A 12846-nucleotide genomic window follows, 5' to 3' on the forward strand; every position below is an offset into this window, starting at 1 on the left:
TCTAGGTGTATTGTAATATAAAATAGTTGAACAGGAGTTTAATTTATTATGGAGGTGCTATGTCTAGTATGAATACGAACGAAAGAATCGTGCCCCTCCTACCATTAAGAGGCGTTCTCGTATATCCAACGATGGTTTTGCATCTTGATGTAGGACGTGATAAATCGATACAAGCACTAGAGCAGGCGGCAATGGATGAAAATATCATCTTTTTAGCAATGCAAAAAGAAATGAATATCGATGATCCGAAAGAAGATGACATATATAGTGTAGGTACAGTGGCGAAAGTAAAGCAAATGCTAAAATTGCCGAACGGTACGCTTCGTGTCCTTGTGGAAGGTTTACATAGAGCAGAAGTAATAGAGTTTATCGAAGAAGAAAATGTAGTACAAGTGTCTATTAAAACGGTAACTGAAGAAGTAGAAGATGATTTAGAAGAGAAAGCTCTTATGCGTACGTTACTGGAGCATTTCGAACAATATATTAAAGTTTCGAAAAAAGTTTCAAATGAAACATTTGCAACAGTAGCTGATGTAGAGGAACCAGGGAGATTAGCTGATTTAATTGCTTCTCACTTGCCGATTAAAACGAAGCAGAAACAAGAGATTCTAGAGATTGTATCTGTAAAAGAACGATTACATACACTTATTTCAATTATTCAAGATGAACAAGAGTTACTTAGCCTAGAAAAGAAAATTGGGCAACAAGTGAAACGTTCAATGGAGCGCACGCAAAAAGAATATTTCTTACGTGAGCAAATGAAGGCGATTCAAACTGAACTTGGCGACAAAGAAGGTAAGGGCGGAGAAGTAGAAGAACTTCGTGAAAAAATTGAACAGTCAGGAATGCCTGAAGAAACAATGAAGGCTGCGCTGAAAGAATTAGATCGTTATGAAAAGTTACCAGCAAGTTCTGCGGAGAGTGGTGTTATTCGCAATTATATTGATTGGTTATTAGCGCTTCCGTGGACAGAGGCAACAGAAGATATAATTGATCTTGCTCATTCGGAAGAGATTTTAAATAACGATCATTACGGTCTTGAAAAAGTGAAAGAGCGTGTACTTGAATATTTAGCTGTACAGAAGTTAACGAATTCATTAAAAGGACCTATCCTTTGTTTAGTAGGCCCTCCTGGGGTCGGAAAAACTTCGTTAGCGCGTTCAATTGCAACATCATTGAATCGTAACTTTGTCCGTGTATCTCTTGGTGGTGTGCGTGATGAATCTGAAATTCGTGGTCACCGCCGTACATATGTTGGAGCAATGCCAGGACGCATTATTCAAGGTATGAAAAAGGCGAAAACAGTTAATCCAGTCTTCTTATTAGATGAGATTGATAAAATGTCTAACGATTTCCGTGGAGATCCATCAGCAGCATTACTTGAAGTATTAGATCCAGAACAAAACCATAACTTCAGTGATCATTACATTGAAGAACCATATGATCTATCGAAAGTTATGTTTGTAGCAACTGCTAATACACTTTCAAGTATTCCAGGTCCATTACTTGACCGTATGGAAATCATTTCGATTGCTGGCTATACAGAACTTGAAAAAGTACACATTGCTCGTGAGCATTTATTGCCGAAACAATTAAAAGAGCATGGCTTACGAAAAGGTAATTTACAAGTACGTGATGAAGCGCTTCTTGAAATTATTCGTTATTATACACGTGAGGCTGGTGTTCGTACGCTAGAACGCCAAATTGCAAAAGTTTGCCGTAAAGTAGCGAAAATTATCGTTACAGCAGAACGTAAACGTATCGTTGTGACAGAGAAAAAGATTGTTGATTTACTTGGTAAACACATATTCCGTTATGGGCAAGCTGAAAAAACAGACCAAGTTGGTATGGCAACAGGTCTAGCTTACACAGCAGCAGGCGGCGATACACTTGCAATTGAAGTTTCTGTAGCGCCAGGAAAAGGGAAACTAATTTTAACAGGGAAACTTGGGGATGTTATGAAAGAATCCGCACAAGCTGCGTTTAGTTATATACGTTCTCGTGCAGAAGAGCTTCAGATTGATCCGAATTTCCATGAGAAAAATGATATTCATATTCATGTTCCAGAAGGAGCAGTTCCGAAAGATGGACCGTCAGCAGGTATTACGATGGCAACGGCACTTATTTCTGCACTAACAGGTATTCCTGTAAGTAAAGAAGTAGGTATGACAGGTGAAATTACACTTCGTGGTCGTGTATTACCAATTGGTGGCTTAAAAGAAAAAACATTAAGTGCTCACCGCGCAGGCTTAACAAAAATTATTTTGCCAGCAGAAAACGAGAAAGATTTAGATGATATTCCAGAGAGCGTAAAAGAAAACCTTACGTTTGTGCTTGCATCTCATTTAGATGAAGTATTGGAGCACGCATTAGTAGGAGTGAAACAATGAAAGTAACAAAAGCAGATATTGTAATTAGTGCTGTTAAACCAGAACAATATCCAGACAGTGATTTACCAGAAATTGCATTAGCAGGTCGTTCAAATGTCGGGAAGTCTTCCTTTATTAATAAAATTTTAAATCGTAAAAAGTTAGTGCGTATTTCTTCTAAACCAGGAAAAACGCAAACGCTGAACTTTTTCTTGATCAATGAGATGATGCATTTTGTTGACGTTCCAGGTTATGGATATGCGAAAGTGTCTAAATCGGAGCGCGCGGCATGGGGGAAAATGATTGAAACGTACTTTACAACGCGTAAGCAATTAGACGCAGCTGTATTAGTAGTTGATTTACGTCACCAACCGACAAGTGATGACGTGATGATGTATGATTTCTTAAAGCATTATGAAATCCCAACAATTATTATTGCGACGAAAGCTGATAAAATCCCGAAAGGGAAATGGCAAAAGCATTTAAAAGTTGTAAAAGAAACGCTTGCTGTTGAAATTGGCGATGAAATCGTTCTATTCTCTTCTGAAACAGGACTTGGAAAAGAAGAAGCGTGGAAGGCAATTCATAAAATGACAAAAACAAAAAACGCGTGACGAATGTCGCGCGTTTTTTTCTTTATATAAGCTGTTAACGTACGTTTAATGTAACTTCAATATTACCTCGTGTTGCTTTAGAGTAAGGACATACACCGTGAGCCGCTTCTACAAGTTCTTGTGCTTCGCTATGTGAAACGCCAGCGACATGTACATCAAGCACGGCAGATAGGCCAAAACCACCATCTGTATCTTTTCCGATAGAAACGTGAGCGGTTACTTCTGTACTTTCTACTTTCATACGTTTTGTACGAATGACAAGTTGTAATGCACTATCGAAACAAGCTGCATAACCAGCTGCAAATAGTTGTTCTGGATTTGTTGCTTCTCCACCTGCACCACCTAGTGCTTTCGGCATTTTCACATCAAGATTTAATATGCCATCATCTGAAACTACTTTCCCATTTCTTCCACCTGTTGCTGTTACTGAAGCAGTATATAATTTATCCATATTTATTCCCCTTTTCCATCATTAATTGTTTTCATTGTTTCAATTAGTTTATTTAGTTGAATTAATAAAGAGCGATATTCTTGCTCTGTAATTCCTAAGTTTGTAGCCATTGTTGTCGGTAATGAACAAGCCTTTTCCTTTAAATTTTTACCTTGTTCTGTTAATTCAATACAAACTTTTCGCTCGTCTTCTTTGGAACGAACACGTTTTACAAGTGTTAATGATTCCATTCGTTTTAACATAGGTGTTAACGTACCGGAATCTAAAAATAGACGTTCTCCAATTTCTTTTACTGTTAGTCCATCTTGCTCCCATAGTACGAGTAAAGTAATGTACTGGGGATACGTAATACCCATCTCTTCTAAATAAGGTCGATAAAAACGAGTAACCTCTCTAGAACAGGCATAAATAGAAAAACAAAGTTGGTTATCTAGATGCAAAGAGTCCTCTGTCATACATAACTCCCTTCTTATTAAGTTGTGCACAATTTAATTTTGTAAAATCAATATAACGAAAAAGAAATAAAATGTCAAATACATTGTATTGAGAAAGTGTTTGCTACATTTTGGAACAATCATACATATTTTCCTTCATGATGAAAGAAGATAGGAAAGATGATGTTATAATTTATATGGAATAGTTTCCATCACTTGATTATGAGGACTTTTTTTGGTAACGTACAAATAGAGTTATTAATTTATAATCATTATAAAGTAGAAGTTTTTTTATTAGTTTGCTGAATCTCCTTTATTACATACGGAGAATAATTAAAAAATAATCGGTTGTTCACACGATTGTCAGATTCATAAGAGGAAAGTTGTATTATGATAGTAGATAAAGTGATAAAACGGGTGAAGGGGGACATGCTGCGTGCATATTCTTGTTGTTAGTGTAAATTATCGAACAGCCCCTGTAGAATTTCGTGAGAAACTCACATTTCAGGCAGCAGAGCTAGAGCGAGCGATGACTACATTACAAAATCAAAAGAGCGTGTTAGAGAATGTCATTGTATCAACTTGTAATCGCACTGAGATTTATGCTGTTGTCGATCAATTACACACGGGACGGTATTATATTAAGAAATTTTTAGCTGATTGGTTTCAGCTTGAAATAGAAGAAGTCGCACCATATTTAACTATTTTTGAACAAGATGGTGCAATAGACCATTTATTCCGCGTAACGTGCGGTTTAGATTCTATGGTAGTGGGAGAAACACAGATTTTAGGCCAAATAAAAGATAGCTTTTTAGAAGCACAACAAGTTAAAGCAACAGGCACAATTTTTAATGAATTGTTTAAGCAAGTCATTACATTAGCAAAACGTGCCCACTCAGAAACAACAATTGGTGAAAGTGCGATGTCTGTTAGTTATGCTGCTGTTGAGCTTGGAAAGAAAATATTTGGCGAGTTAACGGATTGTCACGTGCTTATTCTTGGTGCTGGTAAAATGGGCGAACTTGCATTGCAAAACTTATATGGAAGTGGTGCTCGTAAAGTAACAGTTATGAATAGGACGCTTTCGAAAGCAGAAGTAATGGCTGAGAAATATATGGGACATGCAAAATCATTAAGCGAATTACAATGTGCATTATTAGAAGCAGATATTTTAATTAGTTCAACTGGTGCATCTGAGTATGTCATTACGAAAGAGATGATGACAAAGGTGGAGAAAATGCGCTCTGGTCGTCCTTTGTTTATGGTTGACATTGCAGTGCCACGTGATATTGATCCAGCGATTGATGAGCTAGAAGGTTCTTTCTTGTATGACATTGATGATCTGCAAGGAGTGGTGGAGGCAAACCGTGCTGAGCGTTTGAAAGAAGCAGAGAAAATTCAATTTATGATTGAAGAGGAAATTGTTCTATTTAAAACGTGGTTAAGTACACTTGGTGTTGTTCCATTAATATCAGCTCTTCGTGATAAGGCACTTGCAATCCAAAGTGAAACGATGGTAAGCCTAGAGCGAAAAATACCAAACCTTAGTGATCGTGAGAAAAAAGTTATTAGTAAGCATACGAAAAGTATTATTAATCAATTATTAAAAGACCCAATTTTAGTAGCAAAAGAAATAGCTGCTGAAGAGGGAGCGAGCGAAAAACTAGCGTTATTTGCAAAGATTTTTGATTTAGAAACGGAAGAAGTAGAGAGTTGTGCGGAAGAAGTAGAACATAAAAGAGTGTGGACACCATCCGTTCCATCTTTATAATTTGGAAGGATGATCGGATGAGTTTTTTAAATAACAGTATTATTTATCATATTGCAATTATTTTATATGCTTGTAGCATTAGTTTATATTTTATAGATTATTTCCAAAGTAACCGAAAGGCGAACCGATTTGCTTTTTGGTTACTTTCGATTGTATGGGTATTGCAGTCTATTTTTATGTTGCTTAGGGCGACAGATTCAGAAACGAATCCCATTTTAACTTTATTATCAGGGATTTATTTTTATGTTTGGTTATTGATTACGATGTCGTTAGTCATAAATCGATTTATGCGCGTTGACTTTTTAGTCTTCTTTACAAATGTTGTTGCATTTGGCGTAAGCGCTTTTTCTATTTTTACACCGCTCGGAAAGATGTCGCCAGTACTTGCAGAGCAATTAGTTTCAGAACTTGTATACGTGCATGTTGGAATGGCGATTATTTCTTATGCAACGTTTACGGTATCGTTTATTTTTTCTATTATGTATTTACTGCAATATCGCCTATTAAAAAAGAAAAAGTGGAATGCGAGATTAAGAAGGTTAGGGAATTTACCGAAGCTTGAATCTACGTCTTACGGATTAAATTTATTTTCTGTTCCATTTTTCTTACTAGCAATTTTATTGGGGTGTATATGGGGATATACAAAATTGGACAATTTCCATTGGTATGATACGAAAGTAATCGGATCTTTTGTCGTTCTATTTGTGTATTGCACAGGTTTATATTTACGAGCGGCAGATGTGTTGCAAGGTAAGAAAATTGTACAGTGGAATATCGGATCGTTTCTCGTAATGCTAGTAAACATTTTTCTATTAAGCAGTTTATCCAATTTCCACTTTTGGTATTTATAATGAGGAGAGAGAATTATGCGCAAAATTATTGTAGGGTCACGAAAGAGTAAACTAGCATTAACGCAAACAAACTGGTTTATTGATCAGTTAAAAGCGCTAGGTCTACCATATGAATTTGAAGTGAAAGAAATTGTCACAAAAGGTGATGTTATTTTAGATGTTACTCTTTCAAAAGTAGGCGGAAAAGGCTTGTTCGTTAAAGAAATTGAGCATGCGTTACTTACGAAAGAAATCGATATGGCTGTACATAGTATGAAAGATATGCCGGCCGTACTTCCAGAAGGTTTAATGATTGGCTGTACACCAAAGCGTGTTGACCCTCGGGATGCTTTTATCTCAAAAAATGGAGCATCGTTTAAAGAGTTAGCGGAAGGTTCTATTTTAGGTACGAGTAGTTTGAGACGTAGTGCACAGCTACTCGCTGCGAGACCAGATTTACAAGTGAAGTGGATTCGCGGGAATATCGATACACGTTTACGTAAATTAAAAGAAGAAGATTACGATGCGATTATTTTAGCGACAGCTGGATTACAAAGAATGGGCTGGGATGATGAAGTTATTACAGAACATTTAGATGAAACGTTATGTGTACCTGCTGTAGGACAAGGTGCATTAGCGATTGAATGTCGTGAGGATGATAAGGATTTATTGCAATTGTTAGCGCATATTAATGATGCGATAACAGAAAGAACAGTGGCAGCGGAGCGAGTATTTCTTCATAAACTTGAAGGTGGATGCCAAGTTCCAATCGCTGGATATGCAACCCTTACAGAAAACGATGCAATCGAATTAACAGCTCTTGTTGGCTCTATGGATGGCTCTGTTTTATTAAAAGAGACAGTAGTGGGTACTAATCCTGAAGAAGTAGGATTAGAGGCCGCGGACCGTTTAATTAAACAAGGCGCCAAAGAACTCATTCTTGCTGCAAATAAGGAGCAACAATAAATATGAACGCTCTCGCTGGAAAAACGGTATTGATTACACGTGCCCAGCATCAAGCGAAACAAATGAGTGTAGCAGTGAAAGAAAAGAGCGGAATTCCATTGGAAATTCCGCTTTTGCGTATGGAAGGTATGTCTCATAGGCAAATTCAACATATTGAAGAGCAGCTACATTCATACGACTGGGTTATTTTTACGAGCAGAAATGGTGTAGCTTTTTTTCTAGATAGTTTAAAAAAGAAACTACCACTAACCATTAAAATCGCTGCGGTAGGTGTGAAAACAAAATTAGAGTTAGAAAAAAGGGGCTATCAAGTTCATTTTGTTCCGACTTCATTTGTTGCAGAAGCATTTGCCGAAGAGCTTCTAAAAGAATTAAATGGAAACGAACGTATTTTATTTCCAAAAGGCAATTTAGCAAGAGATGTAATACCAGTTAAACTGCGTGAAATTGGTGTTTCTCTAGATGAGTTGATCGTATACGGTACGAAAGTGAATGTAGAAAAAAAGCAAGAGCTTATAGCAGCGTTGAAGTTAGGAGAAGTAGACATTATTACATTTACGAGTCCTTCAACTGTTACTAGTTTTGTTCGTTTACTTGAGGGTGCAAACTGGAGAGAATGGACAAAAAAATGTACAATTGCTTGTATAGGACCTATTACGGAAAAAGAGGCAAGTCGTTATTTTCCGTCTGTTATTGTGCCGAAAGAGTACACTGTAGAAGCATTACTACAATGTGTTTGTGAATCTATAAAATGAAAGAATGGGGATAGAAATCTATGAACTCTTTACAATTTAATCGTCATCGTCGTTTAAGACAAAGCGGGGGCATGCGTGCGCTTGTGCGTGAAACGTTTTTACATACGGAAGATTTTATTTACCCTATTTTTGTATTAGAAGGTGAAAATGTTCGTAATGAAGTTCCTTCTATGCCAGGCGTATATCAAATTTCTTTAGATTTATTGCAAGCTGAAATGCAAGAAGTTGTTGATTTAGGTATTCGTTCTGTTATTGTATTTGGTTTACCTGCTGAAAAGGATGAAGTTGGATCATCAGCATATTGTGATCATGGAATTGTACAACGTGCTATTCAGCAAATTAAAGGTGATTTCCCTGAGCTAGTAGTAGTCGCAGACACATGTTTATGTCAATTTACAAGCCATGGTCATTGCGGTGTAATTGAAGATGGTATTATTTTAAATGACGAGTCTCTTGCAGTTCTTGCGAAAACGGCTGTAAGTCAAGCGAAAGCAGGAGCGGACATTATTGCGCCATCAAACATGATGGACGGCTTCGTAACAGCAATTCGCCATGCATTAGACGAAAATGGTTTTGGACACGTGCCAGTTATGTCGTACGCTGTGAAATATTCATCAGCATTTTATGGACCATTCCGTGATGCTGCGCACGGTGCACCGCAATTTGGTGACCGTAAAACATATCAAATGGATCCGGCAAACCGTATGGAAGCATTCCGTGAAGCAGAATCAGATGTAATGGAAGGTGCAGATTTCTTAATCGTAAAACCAGCTCTTTCTTACTTAGATATCGTTCGTGATGTGAAAAATAACTTTAATTTACCAGTTGTCGCTTATAATGTAAGTGGTGAATATTCGATGATTAAAGCGGCAGCGCAAAATGGCTGGATTAATGAAAAAGAAGTTGTTCTTGAAAAATTAATTAGTATGAAACGTGCAGGAGCAGACTTAATTATTACGTATCATGCGAAAGATGCAGCAAAATGGTTACAAGAAGGAGGCGCTAAATAATGAAAAAGTTTGATAAATCGATTGCGGCGTTTGAAGAGGCACAAGACTTAATGCCTGGTGGCGTAAATAGCCCGGTTCGTGCTTTTAAATCTGTTGGGATGAATCCGTTGTTTATGGAGCGTGGAAAAGGCTCTAAAGTATATGATATTGATGGGAATGAATACATCGACTACGTATTATCATGGGGGCCTTTAATTCATGGTCATGCAAATGATCGTGTTGTAGAAGCGTTAAAATCTGTTGCTGAAAGAGGTACAAGCTTCGGTGCACCAACAGAAATTGAAAATAAATTAGCAAAACTTGTTATTGAGCGCGTGCCATCAATTGAGATTGTGCGTATGGTTAACTCTGGAACGGAAGCAACAATGAGTGCACTACGTTTAGCTCGTGGTTATACAGGTCGTAATAAAATCTTGAAATTTATTGGTTGTTACCACGGTCATGGTGATTCGCTATTAATTAAAGCTGGTTCTGGTGTGGCGACTTTAGGTTTACCAGATAGTCCTGGTGTACCAGAAGGTGTAGCGAAAAATACGATTACAGTAGCTTATAACGATTTAGAAAGCGTAAAATACGCGTTTGAACAATTCGGTGATGATATTGCTTGTGTAATTGTAGAACCAGTAGCAGGAAATATGGGGGTTGTTCCTCCGCAGCCTGGATTTTTAGAAGGTCTTCGTGAAGTAACAGAACAAAACGGTGCATTGCTTATTTTTGATGAAGTAATGACAGGGTTCCGAGTAGCTTATAATTGTGGCCAAGGTTATTATGGCGTAACACCTGATTTAACATGCTTAGGTAAAGTAATCGGTGGTGGTTTACCAGTAGGAGCATACGGTGGTAAAGCAGAAATTATGCGCCAAGTTGCACCAAGCGGACCGATTTACCAAGCTGGTACTTTATCAGGTAATCCACTTGCAATGGCAGCAGGTTATGAAACGTTAGTACAGTTAACGCCAGAATCATATGTAGAATTTGAGCGTAAAGCTGAAATGTTAGAAGCTGGATTACGTAAAGCAGCTGAAAAACATGGCATTCCACATCATATTAACCGTGCAGGTTCTATGATTGGTATTTTCTTTACAGATGAGCCCGTTATTAATTACGATGCAGCAAAATCTTCAAACTTAGAATTCTTTGCGGCTTACTATCGTGAAATGGTAGAACAAGGTGTATTCTTACCGCCATCTCAATTCGAAGGTTTATTCTTATCGACAGCACATAGTGACGCAGATATTGAGGCGACGATTGCAGCAGCTGAAATTGCAATGTCAAAATTAAAATAATGTATTAGAGAAAAATCGCTCTCCATAAGGGGGGCGATTTTTTTTATTCATAAAGTAAGCTTTCTCTACATAAATCTGTAATGACATATAGTTTGGGAGGGGGAAAAGAAGTGGCTGCAGATCATTCGTTACGATTTTCATTAAAAGAATCTGTTTGGTTCCAAAAGGGACAGGAAGTCGATGAACTTTTGTCAATTTCGTTAGATCCAGACGTTGAGATAGAAGAGCTTGATCATGAAGTAATCGTGAGAGGGCAATTAGATTTAACGGGAGAGTATGTTGCACGAAAAGATGATTCGGCGTATTCATTAAGAGAACTATCGCCAGCAAAGTCAATTGATTATGTAGAAACAAGGGAAGATGGGGTTAATGAACTTGTTCATTCCTTTCCGCTTGAAATATCAATTCCGAGAAATCGAGTGAAAGTAATTGAAGAGCTATATGTATCAATTGAGGAATTTGATTATGAATTAAAGGAAAATGGTTGCTTACAATTATTAGCGGATATATCTATTAGCGGTTTGTGTGATGAAGAGAGAAACGAGGATGAAGCTGAAGAGGAAGAAACGGTGTATGCCGAGTTAGAAGAAGATTCAGCGCAAGAGGATGAAAATAGACCGGCGCCGCATGTAGAAGAACCAGCATATAAGGAATCAGATGAGTGGGAAGATTACGCATTTGAACCGTTCCAATTAGAGGAAAGAAAAGAGCAGGAATTAGAAGAGAAGATAGAGGAACATGAATTTGTGGAGCGTGAAGAGGAGCAAGAAACAACGCCGCAATTTGAATTGTTTGGGCGAAAAGATTTCAAGAAAGAAAAAGCGAAAAAGCAGGAAGAACAAGAAGAAGAGTACTCACAGCGAGATGAAAATGCGCTTTATTTAACAAAACTATTTACGAAAGAACCGGAAGAAGAATTTACAAAGTTAAGAATGTATTTCGTGCAAGAAGGGGATACAATTGAATCTATTGCAGAACGTTATGAAACGTCTGTGCAAAATGTGTGCCGTGTCAATCAAACAGAAGATATATTTTTAAATACGGGGCAAATTATTTATATTCCGGTTTCAAGGGTAAAGGCGAAATAAGGAAGTGAGTGTTTTCACTCGCTTCTTTTCTTAGAGGCTATGTTTTGAATAGAAAGGGTTATTCGTATGGATATTGAATTACGAAATCACTATGAACCTATCGTGAGGCAATATAGATTGGATACGCAGCATATGGAAGAGCACGGAAGCGTAATGAAAATTTATACGAATCAAGGTCCATATGCACTCAAGAAAATAGAAGGCAGAAAGTTAGAGCGGAATAATTTTCTGCATCATATTCAATATTTGAAGGAGAAAGGTTTTTCAAATTATGTACCTATATACCACGCCACGGATGGAAATTATATTTTAAGTGACGGGACGTATAATTATTATTTAATGCCTTGGTTAGAACGTGCAGAAGGAAACGGCGAGGATAATGATCAATACCATAAAATGTTTCAGACACTTGGAACGTTGCATCAAAAAACTGTGAAGGAAGAAACATATACGGAAGAAGATTTAGAAAAACATTATACAACTATATCCGATCGCTGGGAAAATGATGGTGAGATGTTAGAAGAGTTTCTCGTAGAATCTGAATCAAAATGGTATATGTCCCCGTTTGAATTACAATATTGTACGTACTATCATCATGTAATGAGAGCGCGTGAATTTGCAACGAAGCAATTAAATGAGTGGAACGATGCGATGAAAGAAAAAGAGAAAACACGTATTACTTTTGTGCATGGTAACGTGTCACTTAATCATTTTTTATTTGACTATGAGCGAAATGGCTATTTTATTAGTTTGGAAAAATCGAAGTTTGCAACGCCTGTGCAAGATATAGTAGGTTTTTATTCACGGTCTTTAAACACATATCCAATCGCAAGAAGTGATCGGTTTGAATGGTTTCAAATGTATCAAAAAAATTTCCCTTTTACGAAAGAAGAGCAACTACTTATGTTTGCGTATATGACGTATCCATCGCAATTTATTCGGCAAATCCAGTCTTATAAGAAAAGAAGAGATAATCGCAACGAGGAAAATGAACTGCGCGGAGTAAAGAGTTTGCAACAATCGCATTGGCTCGTTAGCAATATAGAATATTTCCTGTCACAATTACAAGCTGCCCAGCAAGGGAACGGGTAAAGTAAAACTTTAATCAGCGGGTGGCGCCAACCTAACTTCTTTGCTTCAGCTGAATTTTGAGGTGGGGTCTTATTGCCCGCAAATAGCGGGATAAAGAAGATAAGTAGAGAATGCTACTTATCTTCTTTATATTCACCCGAAAAGTCATAGTTTTAAATTTATCTTGACGAATAAGGTTTC

The 12846-nt window shown here is 37.4% G+C and carries 12 protein-coding genes; 10 read left to right on the forward strand and 2 right to left on the reverse strand.

The window, feature by feature from the left end:
• Positions 1 to 59: 59 nt before the first annotated feature.
• Both lon and ysxC read left to right on the forward strand, forming a co-directional pair.
• Positions 60 to 2390, forward strand: a complete 2331-nt coding sequence (gene lon / locus BM089_RS11260; protein ID WP_000097288.1) for an endopeptidase La — start codon at positions 60 to 62, stop codon at positions 2388 to 2390.
• Positions 2387 to 2983 (forward strand): ribosome biogenesis GTP-binding protein YsxC, encoded by a 597-nt coding sequence (ysxC, locus tag BM089_RS11265; RefSeq protein ID WP_000869118.1) that lies wholly within the window; start codon positions 2387 to 2389, stop codon positions 2981 to 2983. Before lon ends, ysxC begins: the two co-directional genes overlap by 4 nt.
• 34 nt (positions 2984 to 3017) lie before the next feature.
• On the opposite strand, the gene BM089_RS11270 is transcribed toward ysxC, so the two are convergent.
• Together BM089_RS11270 and BM089_RS11275 are read right to left on the reverse strand one after the other, a co-directional pair.
• Complete coding sequence (locus tag BM089_RS11270) at positions 3018 to 3434, reverse strand: organic hydroperoxide resistance protein (RefSeq protein ID WP_000359774.1); 417 nt, start codon at positions 3432 to 3434, stop codon at positions 3018 to 3020.
• A gap of 2 nt (positions 3435 to 3436) precedes the next feature.
• Entirely contained in the window at positions 3437 to 3889 is a 453-nt protein-coding gene (locus BM089_RS11275; protein WP_016080166.1) for a MarR family winged helix-turn-helix transcriptional regulator, read from the reverse strand.
• Positions 3890 to 4304: 415 nt separating this feature from the next.
• On the opposite strand from BM089_RS11275, the gene hemA reads away from it, so the two are divergent.
• The 8 genes from hemA (at position 4305) to ysxE (ending at position 12666) form a co-directional block, all read left to right on the forward strand.
• Positions 4305 to 5639: a glutamyl-tRNA reductase gene (hemA, locus tag BM089_RS11280; protein WP_025710193.1), complete on the forward strand. Its 1335-nt coding sequence runs from the start codon at positions 4305 to 4307 to the stop codon at positions 5637 to 5639.
• A gap of 17 nt (positions 5640 to 5656) precedes the next feature.
• Entirely contained in the window at positions 5657 to 6490 is an 834-nt protein-coding gene (gene ccsA, locus BM089_RS11285; RefSeq protein WP_000009005.1) for a cytochrome c biogenesis protein, read from the forward strand.
• A 15-nt stretch (positions 6491 to 6505) separates the two neighbouring features.
• The gene (gene hemC, locus BM089_RS11290; protein ID WP_090976990.1) at positions 6506 to 7435 is read left to right on the forward strand and encodes a hydroxymethylbilane synthase; all 930 of its coding nucleotides are present in this window, start codon (positions 6506 to 6508) and stop codon (positions 7433 to 7435) included.
• 2 nt (positions 7436 to 7437) lie between these two features.
• Positions 7438 to 8190 (forward strand): uroporphyrinogen-III synthase, encoded by a 753-nt coding sequence (gene hemD / locus BM089_RS11295; protein WP_023523117.1) that lies wholly within the window; start codon positions 7438 to 7440, stop codon positions 8188 to 8190.
• Positions 8191 to 8210: 20 nt separating this feature from the next.
• Positions 8211 to 9200: a porphobilinogen synthase gene (gene hemB / locus BM089_RS11300; RefSeq protein ID WP_001087056.1), complete on the forward strand. Its 990-nt coding sequence runs from the start codon at positions 8211 to 8213 to the stop codon at positions 9198 to 9200.
• A complete protein-coding gene (gene hemL, locus BM089_RS11305; protein ID WP_000712942.1) occupies positions 9200 to 10486 on the forward strand; it encodes a glutamate-1-semialdehyde 2,1-aminomutase in 1287 nt (428 codons plus the stop codon). The genes hemB and hemL overlap by 1 nt, the downstream gene beginning before the upstream one ends.
• An 80-nt stretch (positions 10487 to 10566) precedes the next feature.
• A complete protein-coding gene (gene spoVID, locus BM089_RS11310; protein ID WP_139213254.1) occupies positions 10567 to 11574 on the forward strand; it encodes a stage VI sporulation protein D in 1008 nt (335 codons plus the stop codon).
• Positions 11575 to 11640: 66 nt separating this feature from the next.
• On the forward strand, positions 11641 to 12666 hold the full coding sequence (gene ysxE, locus BM089_RS11315) for a spore coat protein YsxE (protein WP_000350660.1): 1026 nt from the start codon (positions 11641 to 11643) through the stop codon (positions 12664 to 12666).
• Positions 12667 to 12846: the final 180 nt, after the last annotated feature.

It is taken from the genome of Bacillus sp. 5mfcol3.1, assembly GCF_900114335.1.
Lineage (GTDB): Bacteria > Bacillota > Bacilli > Bacillales > Bacillaceae_G > Bacillus_A > Bacillus_A thuringiensis_S.

What these genes read in the sequence shown, in the direction of transcription:
- spoVID (WP_139213254.1), top strand. Translation starts at nt 10,567, where the DNA reads ATGACATATAGTTTGGGAGGGGGAAAAGAAGTGGCTGCAGATCATTCG.
- ysxC (WP_000869118.1), top strand. Translation starts at nt 2,387, where the DNA reads ATGAAAGTAACAAAAGCAGATATTGTAATTAGTGCTGTTAAACCAGAA.
- BM089_RS11270 (WP_000359774.1), bottom strand. Translation starts at nt 3,434, where the DNA reads ATGGATAAATTATATACTGCTTCAGTAACAGCAACAGGTGGAAGAAAT.
- hemC (WP_090976990.1), top strand. Translation starts at nt 6,506, where the DNA reads ATGCGCAAAATTATTGTAGGGTCACGAAAGAGTAAACTAGCATTAACG.
- lon (WP_000097288.1), top strand. Translation starts at nt 60, where the DNA reads ATGTCTAGTATGAATACGAACGAAAGAATCGTGCCCCTCCTACCATTA.
- ysxE (WP_000350660.1), top strand. Translation starts at nt 11,641, where the DNA reads ATGGATATTGAATTACGAAATCACTATGAACCTATCGTGAGGCAATAT.
- ccsA (WP_000009005.1), top strand. Translation starts at nt 5,657, where the DNA reads ATGAGTTTTTTAAATAACAGTATTATTTATCATATTGCAATTATTTTA.
- hemL (WP_000712942.1), top strand. Translation starts at nt 9,200, where the DNA reads ATGAAAAAGTTTGATAAATCGATTGCGGCGTTTGAAGAGGCACAAGAC.
- BM089_RS11275 (WP_016080166.1), bottom strand. Translation starts at nt 3,889, where the DNA reads ATGACAGAGGACTCTTTGCATCTAGATAACCAACTTTGTTTTTCTATT.
- hemD (WP_023523117.1), top strand. Translation starts at nt 7,438, where the DNA reads ATGAACGCTCTCGCTGGAAAAACGGTATTGATTACACGTGCCCAGCAT.
- hemB (WP_001087056.1), top strand. Translation starts at nt 8,211, where the DNA reads ATGAACTCTTTACAATTTAATCGTCATCGTCGTTTAAGACAAAGCGGG.